The 24,369-nt window shown below is 71.5% G+C and carries 23 protein-coding genes; 7 read left to right on the forward strand and 16 right to left on the reverse strand.

Features of this window, described 5'->3' with window-relative positions:
* The 3 genes from D1825_RS10465 to uvrC form a co-directional block, all read right to left on the reverse strand.
* On the reverse strand, positions 1-655 hold a 655-nt coding region (locus D1825_RS10465), incomplete at its 3' end, for a gluconeogenesis factor YvcK family protein (RefSeq protein ID WP_118767369.1).
* A complete protein-coding gene (gene rapZ, locus D1825_RS10470; RefSeq protein ID WP_118767370.1) occupies positions 652-1,596 on the reverse strand; it encodes an RNase adapter RapZ in 945 nt (314 codons plus the stop codon). The genes rapZ and D1825_RS10465, both read right to left, overlap by 4 nt.
* Positions 1,593-3,656, reverse strand: coding sequence for an excinuclease ABC subunit UvrC (gene uvrC / locus D1825_RS10475; protein WP_118767371.1), 2,064 nt, complete (start codon positions 3,654-3,656; stop codon positions 1,593-1,595). Before uvrC ends, rapZ begins: the two co-directional genes overlap by 4 nt.
* 53 nt (positions 3,657-3,709) lie before the next feature.
* Between uvrC and D1825_RS10480 the strand changes: the two genes are divergently transcribed.
* Positions 3,710-4,222, forward strand: coding sequence for an OsmC family protein (locus D1825_RS10480; protein ID WP_118767372.1), 513 nt, complete (start codon positions 3,710-3,712; stop codon positions 4,220-4,222).
* Here D1825_RS10480 and D1825_RS10485 read toward each other — a convergent pair.
* Together D1825_RS10485 and uvrA are read right to left on the reverse strand one after the other, a co-directional pair.
* Complete coding sequence (locus tag D1825_RS10485; RefSeq protein WP_118767373.1) at positions 4,146-4,922, reverse strand: GNAT family N-acetyltransferase; 777 nt, start codon at positions 4,920-4,922, stop codon at positions 4,146-4,148. The two genes, D1825_RS10480 and D1825_RS10485, sit on opposite strands and share 77 nt — an antisense overlap.
* Positions 4,919-7,780 carry an excinuclease ABC subunit UvrA gene (gene uvrA / locus D1825_RS10490; protein WP_199721563.1) on the reverse strand — a complete coding sequence of 954 codons (2,862 nt, stop codon included), beginning with the start codon at positions 7,778-7,780 and terminating at the stop codon, positions 4,919-4,921. Before uvrA ends, D1825_RS10485 begins: the two co-directional genes overlap by 4 nt.
* A 109-nt stretch (positions 7,781-7,889) precedes the next feature.
* Here uvrA and D1825_RS10495 point away from each other — a divergent pair, with 109 nt between their 5' ends.
* From D1825_RS10495 to D1825_RS10505, 3 genes are read left to right on the forward strand one after another with little or no spacing between them, the layout of a single operon-like run.
* Positions 7,890-9,710, forward strand: a complete 1,821-nt coding sequence (locus tag D1825_RS10495) for a glycoside hydrolase family 15 protein (protein ID WP_118767375.1) — start codon at positions 7,890-7,892, stop codon at positions 9,708-9,710.
* On the forward strand, positions 9,707-10,387 hold the full coding sequence (locus D1825_RS10500; RefSeq protein WP_118767376.1) for an MBL fold metallo-hydrolase: 681 nt from the start codon (positions 9,707-9,709) through the stop codon (positions 10,385-10,387). Before D1825_RS10495 ends, D1825_RS10500 begins: the two co-directional genes overlap by 4 nt.
* A gap of 16 nt (positions 10,388-10,403) precedes the next feature.
* A complete protein-coding gene (locus D1825_RS10505; RefSeq protein WP_118767377.1) occupies positions 10,404-11,597 on the forward strand; it encodes a hypothetical protein in 1,194 nt (397 codons plus the stop codon).
* A 6-nt stretch (positions 11,598-11,603) separates the two neighbouring features.
* On the opposite strand, the gene D1825_RS10510 is transcribed toward D1825_RS10505, so the two are convergent.
* The gene (locus tag D1825_RS10510) at positions 11,604-12,014 is read right to left on the reverse strand and encodes a hypothetical protein (RefSeq protein WP_118767378.1); all 411 of its coding nucleotides are present in this window, start codon (positions 12,012-12,014) and stop codon (positions 11,604-11,606) included.
* Between the two features lie 271 nt (positions 12,015-12,285).
* Here D1825_RS10510 and D1825_RS18735 point away from each other — a divergent pair, with 271 nt between their 5' ends.
* Positions 12,286-12,411 carry a hypothetical protein gene (locus tag D1825_RS18735; RefSeq protein ID WP_267897570.1) on the forward strand — a complete coding sequence of 42 codons (126 nt, stop codon included), beginning with the start codon at positions 12,286-12,288 and terminating at the stop codon, positions 12,409-12,411.
* Between the two features lie 4 nt (positions 12,412-12,415).
* On the opposite strand, the gene D1825_RS10520 is transcribed toward D1825_RS18735, so the two are convergent.
* From D1825_RS10520 to D1825_RS10530, 3 genes are read right to left on the reverse strand one after another with little or no spacing between them, the layout of a single operon-like run.
* On the reverse strand, positions 12,416-13,240 hold the full coding sequence (locus tag D1825_RS10520) for a serine hydrolase domain-containing protein (protein ID WP_118767380.1): 825 nt from the start codon (positions 13,238-13,240) through the stop codon (positions 12,416-12,418).
* On the reverse strand, positions 13,237-14,394 hold the full coding sequence (locus D1825_RS10525) for an acyl-CoA dehydrogenase family protein (protein ID WP_118767381.1): 1,158 nt from the start codon (positions 14,392-14,394) through the stop codon (positions 13,237-13,239). The genes D1825_RS10520 and D1825_RS10525 overlap by 4 nt, the downstream gene beginning before the upstream one ends.
* 1 nt (position 14,395) lies before the next feature.
* Positions 14,396-15,217, reverse strand: coding sequence for an aldo/keto reductase (locus D1825_RS10530; RefSeq protein WP_118767382.1), 822 nt, complete (start codon positions 15,215-15,217; stop codon positions 14,396-14,398).
* A 38-nt stretch (positions 15,218-15,255) separates the two neighbouring features.
* On the opposite strand from D1825_RS10530, the gene D1825_RS10535 reads away from it, so the two are divergent.
* Positions 15,256-15,540: a YciI family protein gene (locus D1825_RS10535; protein WP_118767383.1), complete on the forward strand. Its 285-nt coding sequence runs from the start codon at positions 15,256-15,258 to the stop codon at positions 15,538-15,540.
* A 3-nt stretch (positions 15,541-15,543) separates the two neighbouring features.
* On the opposite strand, the gene D1825_RS10540 is transcribed toward D1825_RS10535, so the two are convergent.
* From D1825_RS10540 to D1825_RS10570, 7 genes are all read right to left on the reverse strand, one after another.
* On the reverse strand, positions 15,544-16,566 hold the full coding sequence (locus D1825_RS10540; RefSeq protein WP_118767384.1) for a TerC family protein: 1,023 nt from the start codon (positions 16,564-16,566) through the stop codon (positions 15,544-15,546).
* 222 nt (positions 16,567-16,788) lie between these two features.
* Entirely contained in the window at positions 16,789-17,217 is a 429-nt protein-coding gene (locus D1825_RS10545; protein WP_118767385.1) for a VOC family protein, read from the reverse strand.
* A 24-nt stretch (positions 17,218-17,241) separates the two neighbouring features.
* A complete protein-coding gene (uvrB, locus tag D1825_RS10550; protein ID WP_118767386.1) occupies positions 17,242-19,347 on the reverse strand; it encodes an excinuclease ABC subunit UvrB in 2,106 nt (701 codons plus the stop codon).
* A gap of 49 nt (positions 19,348-19,396) precedes the next feature.
* On the reverse strand, positions 19,397-19,804 hold the full coding sequence (locus D1825_RS10555; RefSeq protein WP_118767399.1) for a hypothetical protein: 408 nt from the start codon (positions 19,802-19,804) through the stop codon (positions 19,397-19,399).
* A gap of 148 nt (positions 19,805-19,952) precedes the next feature.
* Positions 19,953-20,582, reverse strand: coding sequence for a dephospho-CoA kinase (gene coaE / locus D1825_RS10560; RefSeq protein ID WP_118767387.1), 630 nt, complete (start codon positions 20,580-20,582; stop codon positions 19,953-19,955).
* Between the two features lie 112 nt (positions 20,583-20,694).
* Positions 20,695-22,200 carry a 30S ribosomal protein S1 gene (rpsA, locus tag D1825_RS10565; protein WP_118767388.1) on the reverse strand — a complete coding sequence of 502 codons (1,506 nt, stop codon included), beginning with the start codon at positions 22,198-22,200 and terminating at the stop codon, positions 20,695-20,697.
* Positions 22,201-22,383: 183 nt separating this feature from the next.
* Entirely contained in the window at positions 22,384-23,409 is a 1,026-nt protein-coding gene (locus tag D1825_RS10570; protein WP_118767400.1) for a 6-phosphofructokinase, read from the reverse strand.
* A gap of 130 nt (positions 23,410-23,539) precedes the next feature.
* Here D1825_RS10570 and D1825_RS10575 point away from each other — a divergent pair, with 130 nt between their 5' ends.
* On the forward strand, positions 23,540-24,367 hold the full coding sequence (locus D1825_RS10575) for a class I SAM-dependent methyltransferase (RefSeq protein WP_118767389.1): 828 nt from the start codon (positions 23,540-23,542) through the stop codon (positions 24,365-24,367).
* The last annotated feature ends 2 nt before the right edge of the window (positions 24,368-24,369 follow it).

Here is a 24,369-nt window from a genome sequence, read left to right on the forward strand (position 1 = left end):
GCTCGGGCACAAGCAGGTGCGGCAGCACGGAGGTGTACCAGGAGCCCGGTCCGAGAACCACCCAGTCGGCGGCATCGACGGCGGCGACCGCCTCGCTGCACGCGGGCGGGTCCGCCGGCACGAGCCGGACTTGCTCGATGTGGTCCGTCGTCTGGGCGACCGACGTCTGCCCGCGCACCACGTCCGTCGAGCCGTCGGCCCGCCTCACGTCTGCCTCGATCGACAGCGGCACGTCGGCCATCGGCAGCACGCGGCCGCGCGCACCCAGCAGTCGGCCTACCCAGTCCAGTCCCCCGACGGGATCCCCGAGGAGCTCCCAGAGCGCCACGATGAGCAGGTTGCCCACCGCGTGCTGGTCGAGGTCGCCCGACGAGGAGAAGCGGTGCTGGAGCACGTCGCGCCAGGTGCGGCCCCAGTCGGAGTCGTCGCACAGCGCGGCCAGCGCCATCCGCAGGTCGCCGGGCGGCAGGACGTCGAGCTCGTCACGCAGGCGGCCCGACGAGCCGCCGTCGTCGGCCACCGTGACGACCGCCGTGATCCGGTCGGTCATGAGGCGCAGCGCGGACAGGCTCGACGACAGGCCGTGGCCCCCGCCGAGCGCGACGACCGCGGGACCGCCACCGCCCGCGCGCCCGTGGACCGGCGCGGCCCTCATTCCTTGCCGAGGTCCCGCGCGGCGACCGTCACGCGATGGCCGGCGTCGCGCAGCCGCGTCGCGATGGCCTCGCTGACCGCGACCGAACGGTGCTTGCCGCCCGTGCAGCCGACCGCGATGGTCACGTAGCGCTTCTCCTCGTTGAGGTACCCCGCGAGCACGGGCTCGAGGGCGTCCACGTAGCGCTCGATGAACGTCACCGCGCCGGGCAGCCCGAGCACGTAGTCGCGCACGGGTGCGTCCCGCCCGGTCAGGTGCCGCAGCTCGGTGATCCAGTACGGGTTGGCGAGGAACCGCATGTCGACCACGTGGTCGGCGTCGAGCGGGATGCCGTACTTGAAGCCGAACGAGACGACGTTGATCCGCAGGACGTCCTCGGTGTCGCCCGCGACCGCTGCGCGGACCTCACGCGCGAGGTCGTGGACGTTGAGCTCGGAGGTGTCGATGACGGTGTCGGCCTGCTCGCGAATGTCCGACAGGACCGCGCGCTCCTCGGCGATGCCGTCGAGGATCCGGCCGTTGCCCTGCAGCGGGTGCGGGCGGCGGACCTGCTCGAAGCGCCGGACGAGCACCTCGTCCGACGCGTCGAGGAAGAGGATCGCGTACTCGAGGCCGGCCTCGCGCAGCCCGCCGAGCACCTGGGCCAGGTCGCGGAAGAAGCCGCGGCCGCGCACGTCGATGACGGCAGCGACCCGCTGGGCGCGCGTGTCGTGCGGGCCCGTGGTGAGCATGCCGACCAGGTGGGTGAGCATCTGGGCGGGCAGGTTGTCGACGACGTACCAGTCGAGGTCCTCGAGCACGGCGGCGGCCCGCGACCGACCCGCCCCGGACATGCCGGTGATGATGAGCACCTGCGCGGGGTGCAGGCGCGGCGGCTCCGTCTCGGCGTCCAGCGCCGGGATGCCGTGCGGGACGGTGATCGGCGACGGCTCGTCAGTCATGTGTCCAGCATGCCAGCCGTGGCAGCGGCGTCCGCCGACGCGTCGGGCGGGTGCGAGGAGTTCACCTGATCGACATCGGGCTGCGACTCGGGCGCCGCGGTCGGGCTGCCGGCCAGTGCCGCGACGACTGCGGCCGCCGTCCGCTCCCCCATGCCGGGCACCGTCGCGATCTCCTCGGCGCTCGCCTGCTTGAGCCGCTTGACCGAGCCGAAGTGGCGCAGCAGCGACGCCTGTCGCGCCGGACCCAGTCCGGGCACGTCGTCGAGCACGGACGCGGTCATGCCCTTGCTGCGCCGGTTGCGGTGCGCGTTGATCGCGAAGCGGTGCGCCTCGTCGCGCACGCGCTGCAGCAGGTACAGGCCCTCCGAGCTGCGCTGCAGGATCACCGGGTAGTCGTCGCCGGGGACCCAGACCTCCTCGAGCCGCTTGGCCAGCCCGCACAGCGCGACGTCGTCGATCCCGAGCTCGGCCAGCGCGGCCGCGGCCGCGGCGACCTGCGGCGGGCCGCCGTCGACCACGACGAGGTTGGGCGGGTACGCGAAGCGGGTCGGCTTGCCCGTGCGCTCGTCGATCGGGCCGGACCGGGGCCGGCCGTCGTCGTCCGTCCAGTCGTCCGCGCCGAGCTCGAGGTCGCGCGCCTCCGCGCGGTCGGTCAGGTAGCGGCGGAACCGGCGCGTGATGACCTCGTGCATCGCGGCCGTGTCGTCGCGCGCGCCCTGGCCCTCCGGGCCGCGGATGATGAACGAGCGGTACTCGCTCTTGCGGGCCAGCCCGTCCTCGAAGACGACCATCGACGCCGACTGGTAGGTCCCCTGGTTGTGCGAGACGTCGTAGCACTCGATCCGCAGCGGGGCCGAGGGAAGGTCGAGCGCCTCCTGGATCTCCTGCAGCGCCTGGCTCCGCGTGGTCAGGTCACCCGCGCGCCGCGTGCGGTGCAGCATGAGCGCGTGCTCGGCGTTCTTCAGCACGGTGGCGGCGAGCTCGCGCTTGTCGCCGCGCTGGGGCACGCGCACCTGGACGCGTGAGCCGCGCAGCCCCGAGAGCCAGTCCTGGACCTGCTCGACGTCGTGGGGCACCACGGGCACCAGCACCTCGCGCGGCACGTTGGCTCCCCCGCCGTCGGCCTCCGCGCCGTAGACCTGCTGCAGCAGGTGCTCGACGAGCTCGGCGTCGTCGAGGTCCTCGACCTTCTCCACGACCCAGCCGCGCTGGCCGCGGATGCGGCCGTCGCGGACGTGGAAGACCTGCACGGCGGCCTCGAGCTCGTCGCCGGACAGCGCGAAGATGTCGGCGTCCGTCCCGTCGGCCAGGACCACCGCGTTGCGCTCGGTCGCGCGCTCGAGCGTCGCGATGTCGTCCCGCAGCCGCGCCGCGCGCTCGTAGTCGAGCTCGGCGGCCGCCTCCTTCATGCGGGCGGTGAGCCGGCGGGTGAACCGGGCGGCGTCGCCCGCCATGAAGTCGCAGAAGTCCTGCGCGAGAGCCTGGTGGTCCTCGGGCGAGATCCGCCCGACGCACGGCGCCGAGCACTTGTCGATGTACCCCAGCAGGCACGGCCGACCCTGCTGGGCGGCGCGCTTGAAGACGCCCGACGAGCAGGTGCGCACCGGGAAGACCCGCAGCAGCAGGTCGACCGTCTCGCGGATCGCCCACGCGTGCGCGTAGGGGCCGAAGTAGCGCGTGCCCTTGCGCTTGGCACCGCGCATGACCTGCACGCGCGGGAACTGGTCCGCCATCGTCACCGCGAGGTACGGGTAGGACTTGTCGTCGCGGTACTTGACGTTGAACCGCGGGTCGAACTCCTTGATCCAGGAATACTCCAGGGCCAGCGCCGCGACCTCGGTGGGCACCACGGTCCACTCCACCGCGGCCGCCGTGGTCACCATCGTGTAGGTCCGGGGGTGCAGGTTGGCCGGGTCCTGGAAGTAGCTGCTCAGGCGCTGGCGCAGGCTCTTGGCCTTGCCGACGTAGACCACCCGGCCGTGCTCGTCGCGGAAGCGGTACACGCCCGGCTCGTCGGGGATCTCGCCCGGCGCAGGGCGGTACGAGGACGGGTGAGCCATGCCGACGAGCCTAGTTCGCGCCACCGACACCGCCCGACGGCTAGCGTGGGGCGATGGGCCCCCTGCACACGTACTCCGCCGAACTCACCTGGACCGGAGCCGGCTCGCGCGGCACCGCCACCTACACGTCGTACAGCCGCGACCACGAGGTGCGGATCGGCTCCAAGCCGCCCCTGCTGGGCTCGTCCGACCCGTCGTTCCGCGGCGACCCGGACCGGTTCAGCCCTGAGGAGCTGCTGGTCGCGGCGCTCTCGCAGTGCCACATGCTGTGGTTCCTGCACGTCGCCGCGACGGCGGGCGTGACCGTGCTCGGCTACGAGGACAGCGCCAAGGGCACCATGCGCGTCGAGGCGGCGGGGCACGGGCAGTTCACGGACGTCGTGCTGCGCCCGCGTGTCACCGTGGCGCACGGCGCTCTCGGGCCCGAGGGCGAGCCGCTGACGGACGTCGACCTCGCGCACCTGCACCACAAGGCGCACGAGCACTGCTTCATCGCTCGGTCGGTGAACTTCCCCGTCCGGCACGAGCCGTCGCCGGTGCGGGTGGCGCAGGGGCTCGCCAGCTGAGCCAGCGCGGCTCGAGCACGTAGCCCAGGCGCAGGTTGGCGCGCAGCGAGCCCTCGTTGACGGCCGCTCCACCGGTGCCGAACACGCGGTGGCCCTGCGCCGCCAGGCTCAGGATCGACTCGGCCTTGACGGCGGTGGCCAGTCCCTGGTGGCGGGCGTCGGGGTGCGTGGCGGTGAACTCGGTCTCGACCCGGTCCGGGTGCTCGCTGACGACCGTCACGGCGCTCAGCGGCGCGTCCGGGTCGGAGTCGTACCAGTCGTCGTCCCCCGGGGCGTCGGCGACGTCCGGGTCCCCGTCGCGGCGGAAGGCACCGAACGCAGACCAGCCGTCACGCAGTCGTCGCCCGAGGATCTCGGGGTCGGGCACGTCGTGACCCGTGGCGGGCGTCCACGGGTAGTCGTCGGCGCAGTCCGCGTCGAGGTCGGCGATGCGGGCTGCGTCCTGCGGCCCGAGCTGCTCGATCCGCCAGCCTGCTCGTGCCGCCTCGACGACCGCCTGCAGGCAGGGCCCCAGAGCGGCATCCTGCGCGTCGCCGTCCGGAGGCAGATGCAACCGTGCGCCCCACGACTCACCCACGACGCTCCACCCCGCGGCCCGCAGGACCTCGGTCTCGGGGTCGTCCTCGCGCAGCACACGGATCTCGGGATCGACGGGCTCGGGCCCGAGGCTGTCCGGGTCGAACCGCTCGACGATGCTCACGCCGACGCGCGCTCGCCCTCGGGCTCGAGCACCTCGGCCAGGAAGCGACCGGTGTGGCTCGCCTTCACCGACGCGAGGTGCTCGGGTGTGCCCTCGGCGATCACCTTGCCGCCGCCCGACCCGCCCTCGGGGCCCATGTCGATGACCCAGTCGGCGTTCTTGATGACGTCGAGGTTGTGCTCGATGACGATGACCGAGTTGCCCTTGTCGACGAGGGACTGCAGCACGCCGAGCAGCTTGCGGATGTCCTCGAAGTGCAGGCCGGTGGTCGGCTCGTCGAGCACGTAGATCGTGCGGCCGGTCGATCGCTTCTGCAGCTCGCTCGCGAGCTTGACGCGCTGCGCCTCGCCGCCGGACAGCGTCGGCGCCGGCTGACCGAGCCGCACGTAGCCGAGCCCGACGTCCGTGAGCGTCTTGAGGTGACGGCTGATCGCGGGCACCGCGGCGAAGAACTCCGCGGCCTCCTCGATCGGCATGTCGAGCACGTCGGCCACCGTCTTGTTCTTGAAGTGCACCTCGAGCGTCTCGCGGTTGTAGCGCGCGCCGTGGCAGACCTCGCACGGGACGTAGACGTCCGGCAGGAAGTTCATCTCGATCTTGATCGTGCCGTCGCCGGAGCACGCCTCGCAGCGGCCGCCCTTGACGTTGAACGAGAACCGGCCGGGCGTGTACCCGCGGACCTTGGCCTCGGTCGTCTCCGCGAACAGGCGACGCACGTGGTCCCAGACGCCCGTGTAGGTGGCCGGGTTCGAGCGCGGCGTGCGCCCGATCGGCCCCTGGTCCACGTGCACGACCTTGTCGAGGTGGTCCAGGCCGGTGATGCGCTTGTGCCGGCCGGCGACCTGCCGAGCGCCGTTGAGCTCGTTGGCGAGGACCGTGTAGAGGATCGAGTTGACCAGCGTCGACTTGCCCGAGCCGGACACCCCCGTCACCGCGGTCAGCGTTCCCAAGGGGAACGAGACGTCGATGCCCTGGAGGTTGTGCTCGCGCGCGCCGACGACCGTGAGCTGGCGCTTCTTGTCGATCGGCCGCCGCTCGGCCGGCATCGGGATGGAGCGCCGCCCGGACAGGTACGCGCCGGTGACCGACTCGGCGGACGCGAGCAGCCCGGGCAGGTCGCCCGAGTGCACGACGCGGCCGCCGTGCTCGCCGGCCCCTGGGCCGACGTCGACGATCCAGTCGGCCGTGCGGATGGTGTCCTCGTCGTGCTCGACGACGATGAGCGTGTTGCCCAGGTCACGCAGGCGGGTCAGGGTGTCGATCAGCCGGCGGTTGTCGCGCTGGTGCAGGCCGATCGACGGCTCGTCGAGCACGTACAGCACGCCGACCAGGCCGGAGCCGATCTGCGTCGCCAGGCGGATGCGCTGCGCCTCGCCGCCGGACAGCGTCCCGGCCGGGCGCGTCAGCGAGAGGTAGTCGAGGCCGACGTCGAGCAGGAAGCCGAGGCGGGCCTGGATCTCCTTGAGCACCTGCGTGGCGATCGCGCGCTCGCGCTCGCCGAGCTCCAGGGTGTCGAGGAAGTCGCGCGCCTCGCGGATCGGGAGCTGGCAGACCTCGGCGATCGAGCGCCCCCCGACGCGCACGGCGAGAACCTCGGGCTTGAGTCGCGCGCCCTCGCACACGGGGCACGGGACCTCGCGCATGAAGGCCTCGTACTTCTCCTTGCTCCAGTCCGAGTCGGTCTCGGTGTGCCGCCGCTCGAGGAAGGTGATGACGCCCTCGAACCCGGTCGAGTACTGCCGCTCGCGGCCCCACCGGTTCTTGTAGCGGACCTTGACCTCGTGGTTCTGGCCGAACAGCACCGCGTCCCGGGCACGCTGGGGCAGCGCCCGCCACGGCACGCTCGTCGAGAAGCCCATCTCCTGCGCCAGCGCGGCCAGCACGCGCTGGAAGTACTCGCTCGAGATCTGCGCCCACGGCGCGACCGCACCGGCGTCGAGCGAGAGCTCGTCGTCGGGGATCACGAGCTCGGGGTCCACCTCGAGGCGCGAGCCGATACCGGAGCACTCGGGGCACGCGCCGTACGGGGCGTTGAACGAGAACGTGCGCGGCTCGATCTCGTCGAGCGTGAGCACGTGGTCGTTCGGGCACGCGCGGTGCTCGGAGAACCGGCGCTCGCGCTCGGGGTCGTCGATGTCCGCGTCGACCAGCTCGACGACCAGCAGGCCGCCGGCCAGGTTCAGGGCTGTCTCGACGGAGTCGGTCAGCCGACGCTGCACGCCCTCCCGGGCGACCAGACGGTCGACGACCACCTCGATGTCGTGCTTGAGCTTCTTCTCGAGCGTGGGCGGCGACGTGAGCTGGACGACCTCGGTGTCCACCCGCGCCCGCGAGAAGCCCTTGGCCTGCAGCTCGGTGAACAGGTCCGCGTACTCGCCCTTGCGACCGCGCACGACAGGCGCGAGCACCTGGTACTTGGTGCCCTCGGGCAGCTCGAGCAGCTTGTCGACGATCTGCTGCGGCGTCTGGGCCGTGACCCTCTCGCCGCAGACCGGGCAGTACTGCGTCCCGGCGCGCGCGTAGAGCAGACGCAGGTAGTCGTAGACCTCGGTGATCGTGCCGACGGTCGAGCGCGGGTTGCGGTTGGTCGACTTCTGGTCGATCGACACCGCGGGCGAGAGCCCCTCGATGAAGTCGACGTCGGGCTTGTCCATCTGCCCGAGGAACTGGCGCGCGTACGCCGACAGCGACTCGACGTACCGCCGCTGCCCCTCGGCGAAGATCGTGTCGAACGCGAGCGACGACTTGCCCGAGCCCGACAGCCCCGTGAACACGATGAGCTTGTCGCGCGGGAGATCGAGGTCGACGTTACGGAGATTGTGCTCGCGGGCGCCCTGCACCACCAGACGGTCATTCACGCCTGCGAGTGTACGTTCCACCACCGACATTCGCACAGCTGTTCGACGTGGGCGAACGTCGAGCGCGTCGGCGTGCCCCGGCGCGGTCGTCGGGCGATGCTGGACCACCATGACTGAGCCGACGACGACTCCCCGCCCCGACCCCGTGCCGATCGCCGACTACGCCGTGCTCGGCGACGGGCGGACCGCGGCACTCGTCTCGCTGCGCGGCTCGGTGGACTGGCTCTGCCTGCCGGGATTCGACTCCGCGGCCTGCTTCTCCGCGCTGCTCGGCACGCCCGAGCACGGCCGCTGGCTCCTCACGGTCCCCGACGCCGAGCAGGTCACCCGCGAGTACCTGGGCGACTCGTTCGTGCTCGAGACGACCTACCGATCCCCCACCGGCGCCGCGCTCGTGCGCGAGGCGATGCCCCTGGGCGACGGTCGCGCCGACCTCGTGCGCCGCATCGAGTGCACCGAGGGCGAGGTCACGGTCTGCCACGAGTGGACCGTCCGGCTCGGCTACGGCGACATCGAGCCCTGGGTCACGCACCTCACGGACGACGACGGCAACGAGGCGCTGCGCGCGATCGCCGGGCCCGACGCGCTGCTGCTGCGCGGCGACCGTCTTCCGCACCCGAGCGACCACCACCACGAGGACGAGTTCACGCTCCGGGCCGGCGAGTCGGTGGAGCTGGCACTGACGTGGATCCCGTCCTGGTCGGCGATCCCCGAGCGGCTCACGGTGCCCGACCGGCTGGACGCCACGCGCATCGCGTGGGGCCTGTGGGCCCGGTCGAGCGACTACGAGGGTTCCTACCGCGAGGCCGTCGTCCGCTCCCTGCTCGTCCTGCGCCTGCTCACCGACAACGAGACGGGCGGCATCGTCGCGGCCCCGACGACGTCGCTCCCCGAGGAGTTCGGCGGCAGCCGGAACTGGGACTACCGCTACTGCTGGCTCCGCGACGCGGCGATGACGCTGGAGGCGCTGCTCGAGCACGGCTACCGCGACGAGGCCACGGAGTGGCGCGACTGGCTGCTCCGTGCCGTCGCGGGCGACCCGGCGGACCTGCAGATCATGTACCGCGTGGACGGCGGCCGCGACCTGCCCGAGCGCGAGCTGCCGCACCTGCCCGGCTACGCCGGATCGCGGCCGGTGCGCATCGGGAACGCCGCGGTGGGTCAGGTGCAGAACGACGTGCTCGGCGAGGTGATGTGCGCGCTCGCCGCCGCGCGCGACGCCGGCCTGCCCGACTCGACCGACTCCTGGTCCCTGCAGCGCCACCTGGTCACCGACCTCATCGGCCACTGGCGCGAGCCCGACCGCGGCATCTGGGAGGTCCGCGGCGACCCGCAGCACTTCACGCACTCGAAGGTCATGGCGTGGGCGGCCCTGGACCGCGCCGTGCGCGCCGTCGAGGACCACGGGCTCGACGGCCCCGTCGACGAGTGGCGGCGCGAGCGCGACGCCGTGCACGCCGACGTGCTCGCGCACGCGTGGGACGACGAGCGCGGGACGTTCGTGCAGGCGTACGGCGCGACGCACGTCGACGCGGCCCTCCTCGCGATGGCCTTCGTCGGTTTCCTCCCGCCGGACGACCCGCGGCTGCGCTCGACGATCGCCGCCATCCGCGCAGACCTCGAGATCGCCCCCGGTCTGCTGCGCCGCTACCCGACCGACCAGACCGACGACGGAGTCGGCGGCGACGAGCACGCCTTCCTCGCGTGCTCGTTCTGGCTGGCCGACGCCCTGGCCCGCACGGGCGACGCCGACGGAGCCGAGAAGGTGCTCGACGTCCTGGTCGGCCTGGTCAACGACGTGGGCCTGCTCGCCGAGCAGTACGACCCCGCGGGCGGCCGCATGGCCGGCAACATGCCGCAGGCCCTCTCGCACCTCGCGCTCGTGCGCGCGGTGCACAGCCACGACCTCGCACGACAGGAGCAGGCATGACGTACGACGGCGTGGTCGAGGCCGGTGGGCCGAGCAGCGTCCGGGTTCTCGACGAGGTGGAGATCCGCAAGCTCTCCGTCGGCCCGATGGACAACAACGCCTACCTGCTCACGTGCCGGCAGTCGGGCGCCCAGCTCCTGGTCGACGCCGCCGACGAGCCCGAGCGGCTGCTCGAGCTCGTGCGCGAGGGCTCGGGCTCGGCGCGTCTCGACACCGTGGTCACGACGCACCGGCACGCCGACCACCTGCGCGCGCTGCGGTCCGTCGTGGCCGTCACGGGGGCGTCGGTCGCGGCGGGGGCCGACGACGCAGACGCGATCAGTACCTCCGCCGACGTGCCGGTCAGCACGCGCCTGCAGCACGGTGACACGCTCGTCGTCGGGCACGTGACGCTCGAGGTGATCGCCCTGCGCGGCCACACGCCAGGCTCAGTCGCACTCGTCTACCGCGAGCCGTCGGGGCGCGCGCACGTCTTCACGGGCGACTCGCTCTTCCCCGGCGGCGTCGGCGCGACCCGGGGTGACTCGGCCGCGTTCGAGCAGCTGATCACGGACGTCACCGAGCGCCTCTTCGCACCCCTGCCCGACGACACGTGGATCTATCCCGGGCACGGCCGCGACACGACGCTGGGGGCGGAGCGGCCCTCGCTCGACGAGTGGCGGGCCCGGGGCTGGTAGGCGCTAGGTTCACCGGATGCTCCTCGTCCGCCGCCCCCACGCCGAGGTCGTGGCGTCGGCCCGCGAGGGGGCGCTGGACCTCCTCGTCGGCCCGACGGACAGCAACGGGTGGACCGCGGTGCATGCCGGTCGCTGGGAACTCTCGTTGAGCGATGTCAAAGGACCGGCAATCCTCCTCGGCGACGACGACGATCCGGTCCGCCTCGCCGTACGCCGCTCGGACCTCGAACCCGAGGTTCATGTGCCGTGGGACGCTCAGGTCGCGGACGGATCACTCGCCATGCTGCTGGCTGAGATGTTCGATGCGCCTGAGGCCGCGCCTCGGCTCGCCACCTGGCTCGGCGAGAATCATCTCGACGACATCCACGCCGCATCCGAGCTCGGAAGGATCGTCTCCCTCCCTGATCTCCAGGAGCTCGAACCGACCGGTGTCGTTCTGGTCTTCCGCGGCGACCCGGTCACCACTCACCTCGCGGTCCGCGCCACGGGGCCGGCGTGGGTCGCGGGGGCTGGTGACGCCTGGCAGGTGCTGCGCGCCGAGTCCCCCTCCAGCCTGGAGTGGGAGCTCCGGTCAGCGCTGCGGCCGGACGACATCCTCGTCACGGTCACGCGATGGGGATCCGAGGTCGCCGTCGAGGTCGTGTCGTACACGTCCGTCGCCCGCGTGAGATGGCATGCCCAGTGGGAGCGCTCGCTGGCCGATCCCGTGCATGACGGCGAGACCGTTCTCCGAGCACTCGGATCGAGCGCCGTCCGTACGACCGAGCTCGCTGTCGCCGACGACCCACTCGCGGCACTGGTCCAGGCGCTCGATCTCCCCACGAGCCTGCTCGAGGTCGGGCCCGTCGACGCAGGTGCGCCGCAACCGCGAGCCACGGGGCTCAGCCGGCTCATCGTGATGCTGCGGATCGAGTGGCGGAGGGCGGCGCGCCAGGACCGGGCCGAGCGGATCACGCTCCACCACGCCCAGCGGGCGTTCGCGGTGCGGGCAGTCTGCTCGGTGATCGCCGTGTCGGCGGTCGTGGCTGCTCTCCTCGTCGTCACGACTGACGGCGCCGCCGTCGGGTGGGAGCCCTTGTCCACCTACCGCCGGGTCGTCCTGATCGTGGGCGCGGTGGGCTGGGCGACGTGGTCGATCGGCCTCACGTACGCAGCGTGGCGGGCGGGTCGACGCCTGGTCACGGCGCTGCGGCTGCACCGCACGGCGTAGCGCCCGTCAGCTCCGCCGCTTCCACCAGCGGGACCTGTCGGCCGGTGGCGTGACCACGGTCGTCTGCCCGGCCCGCCTCGCGCTCATGCGGTGCGCCGCCGGGGACTGCGCCGCGACCCGACCGGCGGGGTCGAGGGTGAACAGCGCGACGTCCATGTGCTGGCCGTACTGCATCGATTGCGCCGAGAAACCGCCGGCCGCGAAGACGAACAGCTGCACGAACGTCTCGTAGCCCCGCTGGCCGACGAGCCACTGGAGGTCGGATCGCTGCACCGTGGCAGTGCTCGGGGACACCAGGACGAGGGCCCGTGTCGCCCGGACCGCGTCATCAGCGACGTGGGCGTCCGGGTATCCCATTGCTCGCATCGCAGCGGCCACCGCGTGCGCCTGCGCCACGCTCGCCGGATCCGCTGCCATGACGACGACCGTAGTGCCGGCTGCCCTCCGGTGCCGCTACCGTCGCGGCATGCACCTGCGCGTCGACCTGCAGACCCGGCGCGCACGCAGGGCTGCTCGCCGAGTCCTGGCGCAGACATGTCTCGAGTGCGGACATCCATGGCTCGAACACTCCGATGGCGGGGACGCACCGTCCATCGCGGGGATGTGCGGGGAGTGCCAGCACGAGGTCGAGCACAGCGAACGCGACGACGGCAGGCAGTGCCGGGTCGTCGTACCGAACGCTCTGGTCGTGCGCGCGCAGGAGGCCGCCTCCCAGGCGGAGTACGGCGTCGCGGCGAATCACATCGATGCGCTGCACGAGCACTTCGACACGGTCCTCGGCCAGGACGTGCGGGAGGGACCGCGGTTCGACTGACGCGTCAGCCGCCCAGCGACTGAAGGCACGCCGCCACCAGCGGCCGGTCGTCGACCTCGTCCGCGACCACCTCGAGGTGCGCGGAGCTCCCGTCGGCCCGGGCCAGCACGAACAGCGTGAACCCCGGCCCGCCGCCACCGTGCCCGAGCACGGTCGGCGGCACTCCGTCGGTCATGACGCCAAACCCGTACCCCGGCTCCGCGAACGGGTGCCCGGGCGCCTCGAGGCGGAGCGACGAGCGGCGCAGGACGTCGGGGATCGCTGCGCCGAGCGCGCCGCCGAGCAGGGCCGCGACGGCCGCCGCGATCTCGTCGGGATCGGCGGCGAAGGTGCCGGGATACACCCAGCGCGGGTCATAGGCCGCGACGTCCGGCACGGCCGAGCCGCGCACGCCGGCCCAGTCGTCGGTGCGGTCGAGCGGGTGCACCGACGTGACACCGAGCGGGCCGAGCACCCTGTCGACGAGCAGCTCGGTGAGGCGCACGCCGTGCCGCTGCTCGAGCGCGTGGCGCAGCATGAGGTAGCCGATGTTCGAGTACTGGAAGCCGCCGGGCTCGGCGACACCCTGCGCGGCGGCGCGCTCGAGAACGAGGTCGTCGGGCCATGCGGGCTCGCGGCCGGCGACGGCCTCGCGGTAGTCGTTCCAGCCGAAGTAGTCGCCCAGGCCCGACCGGTGGCGCAGCAGGTCGCCGACCCGCAGGTGGCCGAGGGCGTCCGGGACGCGGGCGTGCGTCCCGATCGCGTCGTCCAGGTCGATGACCGGGTCGGCGAGGACGGCGACCGCCGTGAAGAGCTTGGCGATGCTGTAGACGGGGACGAGGTCGCTCATGCGTCGAGCGGACCCAGGATCGAGGTCGCGACCGTGCCGTGCGCGGACTCGTCGTCGGATGGGTGGTACATCCCGGCCAGGACGTCGCGGTACAGGCGCGTGAGCTCGCTGCCGGTGAAGTACGCGCCGCCCCCGGAGACGCGCAGCGCGAGGTCGACGACCACGCGCGCGGACTCGGTGGCCCGGACCTTGAGCCCGACGAGCTGCGCGAACCACCGCGCGCCGTGGTCGGCCTGCTCGTCGACGTCGCGCGCGAGCGCGAAGACCTGGAGCTCGGCGCCGTCCTGCGCGAGGGCAGCGTCGGCGACCTTCCAGCGGATGTCGGGGTCCTGGGAGTACGCGCGGCCGTCGAACTTGAACGACGTGCGTCGGCGCGTGGCCTGCGCGCCCAGCTCGAGCGCGCGCCGGCCGATGCCCGTGTAGACGGCGGCGAGCAGCACCTCGAAGACGGCGAACAGCGCGAAGATCAGCGGGTCGGCGCTCGGGCCGGGCGGCAGGGCGCGGTAGACGTGCTCCGGGCGGGCTTCGGCACCGTCCAGGACCGTCGTCGCCGATTGCGTGGCGCGCATGCCGAGGGTGTCCCAGTCGTCCTTGGTGCTGGTGCCACCACGCCCGACGACCGCGTGGACGAGCCGGGGCCCATCGGGGTGGTCCGCGTCGAGGCCGAACGTCGCGAGCCGGGTCCACACCGGGGACAGCGAGGTGAAGATCTTCGTCCCGAAGAACCGGTAGCCCCCGTCCGCCTGCCGCTCCGCACGGGTGCGGGAGCCGAACATCACCAGGTCGTTGCCGGCCTCGGAGTTGCCGAACGCGAACACCTCGCCCGCGGCGGCGTCACGCAGGATGAAGGCCGTCGAGTCGTCGCCCCGCCCGGCGAGCAGCGCGGACAGACCGGTGACGACCAGGTGCATGTTGACCGCCAGCGCGGTGGCCGGGGCCGCCGCGGCGAGGCGGGCCTGCTCCCGGGCGACCTCCTCGAGGGTCAGCCCGGCGCCGCCGAGGTCGGTCGGCACGAACGCCCGCAGGTAGCCGGCCTCGGCCAGCTCGCGCAGGTCGTCGTCGGGAAAGGTGTTGTCCCGGTCGTGGTCCGCGGCGCGCTCGTGGATGCGCGCGAGCAGGTCGTCGGTCAGCAGGGTCCGCAGGGTGCGCGGCATGTCACTTCACCTCGTCCGGGTGGGAGCCGACCCGCGCGCCGCGGTCGAGCGCGGCGATCCGGTCGTGGTCGTCGGGGGTCAGGGCGAAGCCGTTCACGTCGAGGTTCGCGCGGATGCGGTCGGGCGTGACGGACTTGGGGATCACCGCGACGCCGAGGTCGAGGTGCCAGCGCAGGATGACCTGCGCGGGGCTGACGCGGTGCGCGGCGGCGATGGCGACGATCGTCTCGTCGGCCAGCACCGCGCCCCGTCCCAGCGGCGACCACGCCTGCGTGACGATCCTGTGCTCGGCGTGGAACGCCCGCAGCTCGCGCTGCTGCAGGTAGGGGTGCAGCTCGATCTGGTTGAGCACGGGTACCTCGCCCGAGTCCTCGATGATCGTCTCGAGGTGGTGGCGCTGGAAGTTCGAGACGCCGATGGACCGCACGCGCCCGTCGTCGCGCAGCTCGACCAGCGCCCGCCAGGTCTCGGCGTACAGACCGCGCGCGGGGCACGGCCAGTGGATGAGGTACAGGTCGGGCGCGGTGTTGAGCCGCTTGACCGAGTCCTTGAACGCGCGCCGGGTCTTGCCGCGGCCGTGCGCGTCGTTCCAGAGCTTGGTCGTCACGTACACGTCGTCGCGAAGAACGCCGCTGTCCTTGAGGGCGCGGCCGACCCCGCGCTCGTTGCGGTAGAACGACGCCGTGTCGACGAGGCGGTAGCCGGCCTCGAGAGCCGTCGTGACGGAGTTCCGCGCGGTCGTGTCGTCGACCTTGTAGACGCCGAGACCGAGGGCCGGGATCGACGTGCCGTCGAGCAGGGGCAGGGCCGAGATGGTGGTCACCCCGCCACTGTGCCACCGGACTGGGGCAGGATGCCCGCATGACCACCTATGCCGTGCGCTACACCTACGACGAGCGAGCCGACGTCCGCGACGTCGTGCGCCCCTCGCACCGCGACTACCTGAGCGGCCTCGCCGACCAGGGACACCTGCTCGGGTCCGGCCCCTGGGCCGACGGCGACCCCGGCGCGCTCCTCGTCTTCGCGTTCCCCGACCGGGCCGCGCTCGACGAGGCCCTCGCGGCCGATCCGTTCGCCCGCGAGGGCCTCATCACCGCTGTCGACGTCCGGGAGTGGACGCTCGTGCTCGGCCCGTGGGCCGCCTGACGATCAGCTCGTCTGCTCGCTCGTCAGCTCGCTGTTCAGTGCCCGCTCGTCGCGCCGCGTCTTGATCAGGCTCGCGACGGTCGCGACGGCCAGCGTGCCCAGGATCACGGTCAGCGAGAGCCAGATCGGTATCTCGGGCGCCCACTCGACGTGCTCGCCGCCGTTGATGAACGGCAGCTCGTTGACGTGCAGCGCGTGCAGGACGAGCTTGATGCCGATGAAGCCGAGGATGATCGACAGGCCCTGCGAGAGGTAGACGAGGCGCTCGAGCAGGCCGCCGATGAGGAAGTACAGCTGGCGCAGGCCGAGCAGCGCGAACGCGTTCGCCGTGAAGACGATGTACGGCTCGGTCGTCAGGCCGTAGATGGCCGGGATCGAGTCGAGCGCGAACAGGATGTCGGTCGAGCCGATCGCGACCATGACGAGCAGCATCGGCGTGAGGAAGCGCTTGCCGTTGATCTTCGTGGTCAGGCGGTCGCCGTGGTACTCGTCGGTGGTGGGGACGAAGCGCTTGAGCAGACGCACGGCCGCGCCGTCGCCGGCCTTCTCGTCCGCGGGCTCGTCGGGGTCGTGGCTCTCACGGGCGAGCTTGATCGCGGTGTAGACCAGGAACGCGCCGAACAGGTAGAAGACCCAGGAGAACTGCTCGATCGCCGCGGCACCGGCCAGGATGAAGATCGTGCGCAGGACCAGGGCGATCGCGACGCCGACGAGCAGCACCTTCTGCTGGAACTCTCGGGGCACGGCGAACTTCGTCATGATGATGAGGAAGACGAACAGGTTGTCGACCGACAACGACTTCTCCGTGACGTAGCCGGCGAAGTACTCGGTGCCGCTCCCCCAGCCCCACACCATGCCGACGACCACGCCGAAGATCAGCGCGAGCGCGATGTAGAAGATGGACCACTTGACCGACTCGCGGAACGTGGGCGCATGCGGCGTCCGCACATGGGCGAAGAAGTCGAAAAAGATTAGGCCGACGACGCCGAGCGCTGTGGCGAGCCAGACAAAGGTAGAGACATCCATCGTGAACCTCCGGTATCGAGACGTGCTTCGGTACCGAAGGTCTCCCCCACCGTGCGACATGTCGCCGGCCGAACGCCCCGGGCCCTCATCGTCGAGGACCGTGCTGACGGAACGTTCGCTTGTGGGGTACTCCCCTTCAACGTCGCTGACACTACGGGACGAACGTCCCGACTGCGCGGTGGCCTGCGTGTCGCGCACCCGGGCGTGTCGCGCAGGTCGGCGTCACTGCACGCAGAACTCGTTGCCCTCCGGGTCGAGCATGACGATCCAGTACGCGCCGTTCTCCTCCTGCTCGCGGACCCGGGTCGCGCCCGCCTCCTCGAGCTCGGCGACGCGCGCCCGGACCGCGGCGGGTCGCTCCTCGCGCGGCAGACCCGCCGCGGCGTTGACGTCGAGGTGGACGCGATTCTTGGCGGTCTTCGCCTCGGGCACCTTCTGGAACCAGAGCCGAGGGCCGACGCCGTCAGGATCGACCACCGCGTAGGCCGTGTCGCGCTGGTCGAGGGGGACGCCCATCGCGTCGAGCGCCTCGTCCCACGTGGCGTAGCCGGGCGGCGGCGCGTCCTCGACGTAGCCGAGCGCCAGCGCCCAGAACGCGCCGAGAGTCGGCGGGTGGGCGGCGTCGAACGTCACCTGGATCTGTACGGCCATCAATCGCTCCTCACGCGCGGTCGGTCAGGCGGTGGCGGCCTGCATCTGCCGCAGCTCCTTCTTCATGCCCGAGATCTCGTCGCGCAGCCGCGCCGCGAGCTCGAACTGCAGCTCCCCGGCCGCCGCGTGCATCTGGTCGGACAGCTCCTGGATCAGCGTCGCGAGCTCGCCGGCCGCGGCCCCCGTCAGGCGCGTCCGCTCGTCGCGTGGCGCACCCTTCGACCCGAAGCCCGGCACCGGGGCCTTGCCGCGGCTGGCCTGCCGTCCCGCGCCGCCGAGCAGCTCGGCCGTGTCGGCGTCCTCGCGCGCGAGCAGATCCGTGATGTCGCCGATCTTCTTGCGCAGCGGCGTGGGATCGATGCCGTGCTCGAGGTTGTACGCGACCTGCTTCTCGCGGCGACGGTCGGTCTCCTCGATGGCCATCGCCATCGCGGCAGTGATCTTGTCCGCGTACATGTGGACCTGGCCCGAGACGTTGCGCGCCGCGCGACCGATCGTCTGGATGAGCGACTTCCCCGAACGCAGGAAGCCCTCCTTGTCGGCGTCCAGGATCGCGACGAGCGAGACCTCGGGAAGGTCGAGCCCCTCGCGCAGCAGGTTGATGCCCACCAGCACGTCGTACTCGCCGGTGCGCAGCTCGCGCAGCAGCTCGACGCGGCGCAGGGTGTCGACCTCGGAGTGCAGGTAGCGCACCCGCACGCCCTTCTCCAGGAAGTAGTCCGTGAGGTCCTCGGCCATCTTCTTGGTGAGCGTGGTGACGAGCACGCGCTCGTCCTTCTCGACGCGCTCGTGGATCTCGCCCAGCAGGTCGTCGATCTGGCCCTTGGTGGGCTTGATGATGACCTCGGGGTCCACCAGCCCGGTGGGACGGATGATCTGCTCGACCACGCCGTCCGCCATCGAGAGCTCGTAGTCGCCCGGTGTCGCGGACAGGTACACCGTCTGCCCGATGCGCTCGACGAACTCCTCCCACCGCAGCGGCCGGTTGTCCGTCGCGCTGGGCAGCCGGAAGCCGTGGTCCACGAGGGCCCGCTTGCGCGACATGTCGCCCTCGAACATCGCGCCGATCTGCGGCACGGTCACGTGCGACTCGTCGATGACGAGCAGGAAGTCCTCGGGGAAGTAGTCGATGAGGGTGTTGGGTGCCGTCCCCGCCGAGCGCCCGTCGATGTGCCGCGAGTAGTTCTCGATCCCCGAGCACGAGCCGATCTGGCGCATCATCTCGATGTCATAGGTCGTACGCATACGCAGCCGCTGAGCCTCGAGCAGCTTGTTCTGCCGCTCCAGCTCGGCGAGCCGGCTCTCGAGCTCGGACTCGATGCCGCCGATCGCGCGCTCCATGCGCTCCGGTCCGGCGACGTAGTGGGTCGCCGGGAAGATGTGCATCTGCTGCTCCGAGCGCACCACGTCACCGGTCAGCGGGTGCAACGTCGCGATCGCCTCGATCTCGTCGCCGAAGAACTCGATGCGGATCGCGAGCTCCTCGTACATCGGGATGATCTCGACCGTGTCGCCGCGCACGCGGAAGGTCCCGCGCGTGAAGGCCATGTCGTTGCGCGTGTACTGCATCGTGACGAACTTGCGCAGCAGCTGGTCGCGGTCGAGCTGCTGGCCGACGCTGAGCGTCACCATGCGGTCGACGTACTCCTGCGGCGTGCCCAGGCCGTAGATGCAGGACACCGAGGCGACCACGATCACGTCGCGGCGCGTGAGCAGCGAGCTGGTCGCCGAGTGCCGCAGCCGCTCGACCTCGTCGTTGATCGACGAGTCCTTCTCGATGTAGGTGTCCGTCTGCGCGATGTACGCCTCGGGCTGGTAGTAGTCGTAGTACGAGACGAAGTACTCCACCGCGTTGTTCGGCAGCAGCTCGCGGAACTCGGTCGCGAGCTGCGCGGCGAGGGTCTTGTTGGGCGCCATCACGAGCGTGGGGCGCTGCACCTGCTCGATCAGCCAGGCGGTCGTCGCCGACTTGCCCGTGCCGGTCGCGCCGAGCAGCACGATGTCCTTCTCGCCGGCCTTGAGCCGCTTGGTGAGGTCGGCGATCGCCGTCGGCTGGTCGCCCGAGGGCGTGTACTCCGAGACGACCTCGAACGGCGCGACGGTCCGCTGCAGATCGGTGACTGGACGCATGTCCTCACCGTACGTGCCACCACTGACACGTGCTGCTGAGCGGGTGCGGTCACTCCCCGCTGACGAGGGTCACGAGGGCCGCGGGGTCCTCGCCGACGACGCCCGAGACGAACCAGTCCATGTAGCTCTCGTACGCGGAGAACGCGACGAGCTTGCGCTTGGCCGCGGGCATGAGCGACGAGACGCCGCCCTTGACCGTGAAGTTCGTGATCATCGTGCGCGAGTTCGTCCGACCGAGCGCCCGGTCGATGAGGACGTCGAACCGCAGGAGCTCGTGGCCCTCGATGTGGTCGCGCACCGACAGCGAGACCGCGTTGAGGCTGCGCGCCTCGACCCGGATCCGCCCCGCGGGGTCGTCGACCGACGACGCAGCCTTCGCCGCGAGGTCAGCGACCCTGCTGACGGGCAGGGCCGTGCCGACGGACAGTGATGCGCGGGTCTGTGCCGGCTTGGTCATCTCGTGCTCCTCCACCTGAGCGGAGCGCCGAGACGACGTCCGCTGTGACGAACGGCACAGTAACCCACTGTTACCGGTGGGTACTACGTCCCGTCCGGATCCTCCGGGTAACGGCCCCCCGGATGGGTGAGCGGCGCGTCAGGGGGTCTCAGGGAGATTCCGCAGCGATCTCGTCGGCGGTCTCCGACGACAACCGGGCCCACAGCGCGTCGACCTGTGTGCGCAGGTCGTCCTCGCTGCCGGTGCCGTCGAGCACGACGTCGGCGACGGCGAGCCGGTCCGCGTCGCTCGCCTGCGCGGCGATCCGCGCCTCGGCCTCCTCGCGCGCCAGCCCACGGCCGACGACGAGCCGTTCGACCCGCAGCACCGCGGGAGCGTGCACGACGACGAGCACGTGGAACGCGTCCGCCTGGCCGGTCTCGACCAGCAGCGGGATGTCGTGCACGATGACTGCCCCGTGGTCGGCCGTGGCCGCGGCGGCCTCCCGCTCCGCGGACAGGCGCCGGACGACGGGGTGCACGATCGCGTTGAGCCGCGCGCGCGCGTCGTCGTCGGCGAACACCAGGGCACCCAGCGCGGCTCGGTCCAGCGAGCCGTCCGCCGCGAGCACGCCAGGACCGAACTCGTCGGCCACCGCCTCGAGCCCCACGGAGCCGGGCGCCACGGCCTCCCGCGCGAGCACGTCGGAGTCGATCACGACCGCGCCCAGCTCGGCCAGGCGCGCTGCCGCCACCGACTTGCCTGCCGCGATCCCGCCGGTCAGCCCGATCCGCTGCATCGGTCCATCCTGCCCGACCTGGGGCCTGTGCGCCCCTGCCCGGGAAAAGCCGACGGGCCGGCCACCCGAAGGTGACCGGCCCGTCGAGCCCGGGTCGTGGACCCGGGGTGGATCAGTTGCCCGTGAGCTTCTCGCGCAGTGCGGCGAGCGCCTCGTCGGACGCGAGGGTGCCAGTGGCCTCCTCGGTGGACGACGAGTACGTCGACGCAGCGGCAGGAGCCGAGGACGACGAGGACGAGGACGACGAGGACGTCGCGCTCTCGCCACCGGCGGCAGCGTCGGCGTCGGCCTTGGCGGCCTCGGCGACCTGCTTGCGGTGCGCCTCCCAGCGCTCGTGGGCGGCCGCGTACTGGCCCTCCCACGTCTCACGCTGCGACTCGAAGCCCTCGAGCCACTCGTTCGTGCTCGAGTCGAAGCCCTCGGGGTACTTGTAGTTGCCGGCCTCGTCGTACTCCGCCGCCATGCCGTACAGCGCGGGGTCGAAGTCCTCGCTGGCCGGGTCGAAGCCCTCGTTCGCCTGCTTGAGCGACAGCGAGATGCGGCGGCGCTCCAGATCGATGTCGATGACCTTGACGAAGACGTCGTCGTTGACCTGGACGACCTGCTCCGGGATCTCGACGTGGCGCACGGCCAGCTCCGAGATGTGCACGAGGCCCTCGATGCCGTCCTCGACGCGCACGAACGCACCGAACGGGACGAGCTTCGTGACCTTGCCCGGGACGACCTGGCCGATGGCGTGCGTGCGGGCGAATGCCTGCCACGGGTCCTCCTGCGTCGCCTTCAGCGACAGGGAGACACGCTCGCGGTCGAAGTCGACGTCGAGAACCTCGACGGTGACCTCCTGGCCGACCTCGACGACCTCGGACGGGTGGTCGATGTGCTTCCAGGACAGCTCGGAGACGTGCACGAGGCCGTCCACGCCACCCAGGTCCACGAACGCACCGAAGTTGACGATCGAGGAGACGACACCGGGGCGCACCTGGCCCTTCTGGAGCGTCTGCAGGAAGGTCGAGCGGACCTCCGACTGCGTCTGCTCGAGCCACGCACGACGCGACAGGACCACGTTGTTGCGGTTCTTGTCGAGCTCGATGATCTTCGCCTCGATCTCCTTGCCGACGTACGGCTGGAGGTCGCGGACGCGACGCATCTCCACCAGCGAGGCGGGCAGGAAGCCGCGCAGGCCGATGTCCAGGATGAGGCCACCCTTGACGACCTCGATGACGGTGCCGGTGACGACGCCGTCCTCCTCCTTGACCTTCTCGATCGTGCCCCAGGCCCGCTCGTACTGTGCGCGCTTCTTGGACAGGATCAGGCGGCCTTCCTTGTCCTCCTTCTGGAGGACGAGAGCCTCGACTGCGTCGCCGACCTTGACAACGTCACCGGGGTCCACGTCGTGCTTGATGGACAGCTCGCGGGACGGGATGACGCCCTCGGTCTTGTAGCCGATGTCGAGAAGGACCTCGTCGCGGTCGACCTTGACGATGGTGCCCTCGACGATGTCGCCATCGTTGAAGTACTTGATGGTGGCGTCGATCGCGGCGAGGAAGTCCTCGGCCGAGCCGATGTCGTTGATCGCGACCTGCGGGGAGGCGGGCTTCGCGGGGGTGGTGATGCTCATGTAGGGATGGGCTCCGTTGCGGACAGGAAGTTGTACGGACAGGTTGACGGGCCGACGTCAGCTGATTCTGGAAGGAATCGGGACCGGAACACCCACCGCCAGACAGCGAGCGGGTTCGACCGGAACAAGGCGCGCGGCACCGCCGTCTACCTTATCGCTGCCTCGTCGGGCGGGTCAAAGTGGTCAGGCGAGCGCGCGAGCCACCCCGAGCAGCTCGTCGGGCACGTACTTGACCTTCCCGGCGATCTCCGAGAGCGGCACCATCTCGACCGTCTCGCCGCGCAGCGCGGTCATCACACCGGATTCGCCGCGCGTGATCGCGTCGATCGCCGCGACGCCGAAGCGCGAGCCGAGGATCCGGTCCGTCGGCGTCGGCGTCCCTCCGCGCTGGATGTGGCCGAGCACGGTGACGCGCGTGTCGAACCCGGTGCGCTTCTCGATCTCGACCTTGAGCCGCTCGCCGATCGCGCCCGCCACGATCTCGCCGAACTTGCCCATCTGCGTCTCGTAGTGCATCGACGTGCCCTCGGCGGGGACCGCGCCCTCGGCGACCACGACGATCGAGAAGCTCGCGTGCGCGCGGTGGCGGTGCTTGAGGAAGCGCTCGATCTTGTCGATGTCGAACGGCTGCTCCGGCGCGAGCACGATCTCCGCTCCCCCGGCGATGCCCGACGTCGCGGCGATCCAGCCGGCGTGCCGACCCATGACCTCGACGATCATCACGCGGTTGTGGCTCTCGGCGGTGGTGTGGATGCGGTCGATCGCCTCGGTCGCGATGGAGACGGCGGTGTCGAAGCCGATCGACTGGTCGGTCCCCCACACGTCGTTGTCGATCGTCTTGGGGATCGCGACGATGCGGACGCCCGCCTCGGCGACCTTGCTCGCGGCGTGCAGCGTGCCGTCGCCGCCGATGCAGATGAGCGCCTCGATCCGCTCGGCCTCTAGCGTGGCGAGCACCGCGTCGATGCCGCCGTCGTCGGCGTGCGGGTGGAAGCGCGCGGTGCCGAGCAGGGTGCCGCCCACGGGCAGCACGTTGCGGATGAGCTGGCGGGTCAGCGGGACGGAGTAGCCGTCGACGACGCCCTTCCAGCCGTTGCGGAAGCCGATGATCGAGTGCCCGTGCTGGCCCTCGCCGTGCTTCACGACCGCCCGGATCGCGGCGTTCAGGCCGGGGACGTCGCCGCCGCCGGTGAGCAGTCCGACTCGCACGTTGAGCACTCCTTCGTCGCTGGGTTCGCTGGTCAGGTGCGCATCGTCGAGCAGCCGTCATAGGCAGCCTAGCCAGCGCGAACGCCGGAACCTATGCCTTCGGTCCCACGTGGGAGGCCACACTGGGGTCATGCCCGCCGCGACGCCTGAGCCCGAGTCCGCCGAGTCCGCCGGGTACCAGGACGTCGAGGACTCCGCGGCGACCGGCGCCGGCCGGGCGTGGTGGGACGCGAACGCCGGGGAGTACCTCGACGAGCACGGCGCGTTCCTGGGCCCGGCCGACTTCGTCTGGTGTCCCGAAGGGCTGCGCGAGGCAGACGCAGGGCTGCTCGGCGACGTCACCGGCGCCCGCGTGCTCGAGATCGGCGCGGGCGCGGCGCAGTGCTCGCGCTGGCTGGCGTCGCGCGGCGTCGAGGTGGTCGCGACCGATGTGGCCGAGGGCATGCTGCACGCCGGGCTCGGGTACGACGAGGCCGCGGGCGTGCGCACACCGCTCGTCGTCGCCGACGCCCGGGAGCTGCCCTTTCCCGACGCGAGCTTCGACGTCGCGTTCACCGCCTACGGTGCGATCCCGTTCGTGCCGGACGCCGACCGCGTGCACCGCGAGGTCGCGCGCGTGCTGCGGCCGGGCGGGCGCTGGGTGTTCTCCGTGACGCACCCGATCCGCTGGGCGTTCCCCGACGACCCCTCCGAGCGCGGGCTCACCGCAGTGCGGCCGTACTTCGACCGCCGGCCCTACGTGGAGATCGGCGGCTCCGGGCGCGTGCTGTACGCCGAGTACCACCGGACGCTCGGCGACCACGTCGCCGAGCTCGTCGGAGCGGGGTTCGTGCTGGACCGGCTCGTCGAGCCGGAGTGGCCGGAGGGGCACGACGCGGTGTGGGGCGGCTGGTCACCGCTGCGCGGGGCGCTGCTGCCGGGTACCGCGATCTTCGTGACGCACCGACGCCCGGGATGACC

The organism is Cellulomonas rhizosphaerae (genome assembly GCF_003470205.1).
GTDB lineage: Bacteria > Actinomycetota > Actinomycetes > Actinomycetales > Cellulomonadaceae > Cellulomonas > Cellulomonas rhizosphaerae.

Bases quoted from the DNA above. Each gene is read 5' to 3' on its own strand.
- D1825_RS10480 (WP_118767372.1), top strand. From the start codon at position 3,710: ATGGGCCCCCTGCACACGTACTCCGCCGAACTCACCTGGACCGGAGCC.
- D1825_RS10510 (WP_118767378.1), bottom strand. From the start codon at position 12,014: ATGGCAGCGGATCCGGCGAGCGTGGCGCAGGCGCACGCGGTGGCCGCT.
- D1825_RS10505 (WP_118767377.1), top strand. From the start codon at position 10,404: ATGCTCCTCGTCCGCCGCCCCCACGCCGAGGTCGTGGCGTCGGCCCGC.
- uvrC (WP_118767371.1), bottom strand. From the start codon at position 3,656: ATGGCTCACCCGTCCTCGTACCGCCCTGCGCCGGGCGAGATCCCCGAC.
- D1825_RS10540 (WP_118767384.1), bottom strand. From the start codon at position 16,566: ATGGATGTCTCTACCTTTGTCTGGCTCGCCACAGCGCTCGGCGTCGTC.
- rapZ (WP_118767370.1), bottom strand. From the start codon at position 1,596: ATGACTGACGAGCCGTCGCCGATCACCGTCCCGCACGGCATCCCGGCG.
- uvrB (WP_118767386.1), bottom strand. From the start codon at position 19,347: ATGCGTCCAGTCACCGATCTGCAGCGGACCGTCGCGCCGTTCGAGGTC.
- rpsA (WP_118767388.1), bottom strand. From the start codon at position 22,200: ATGAGCATCACCACCCCCGCGAAGCCCGCCTCCCCGCAGGTCGCGATC.
- D1825_RS10525 (WP_118767381.1), bottom strand. From the start codon at position 14,394: ATGCCGCGCACCCTGCGGACCCTGCTGACCGACGACCTGCTCGCGCGC.
- D1825_RS10575 (WP_118767389.1), top strand. From the start codon at position 23,540: ATGCCCGCCGCGACGCCTGAGCCCGAGTCCGCCGAGTCCGCCGGGTAC.
- D1825_RS10535 (WP_118767383.1), top strand. From the start codon at position 15,256: ATGACCACCTATGCCGTGCGCTACACCTACGACGAGCGAGCCGACGTC.
- coaE (WP_118767387.1), bottom strand. From the start codon at position 20,582: ATGCAGCGGATCGGGCTGACCGGCGGGATCGCGGCAGGCAAGTCGGTG.
- D1825_RS10555 (WP_118767399.1), bottom strand. From the start codon at position 19,804: ATGACCAAGCCGGCACAGACCCGCGCATCACTGTCCGTCGGCACGGCC.
- D1825_RS10520 (WP_118767380.1), bottom strand. From the start codon at position 13,240: ATGAGCGACCTCGTCCCCGTCTACAGCATCGCCAAGCTCTTCACGGCG.
- D1825_RS10500 (WP_118767376.1), top strand. From the start codon at position 9,707: ATGACGTACGACGGCGTGGTCGAGGCCGGTGGGCCGAGCAGCGTCCGG.
- D1825_RS10495 (WP_118767375.1), top strand. From the start codon at position 7,890: ATGACTGAGCCGACGACGACTCCCCGCCCCGACCCCGTGCCGATCGCC.
- D1825_RS10545 (WP_118767385.1), bottom strand. From the start codon at position 17,217: ATGGCCGTACAGATCCAGGTGACGTTCGACGCCGCCCACCCGCCGACT.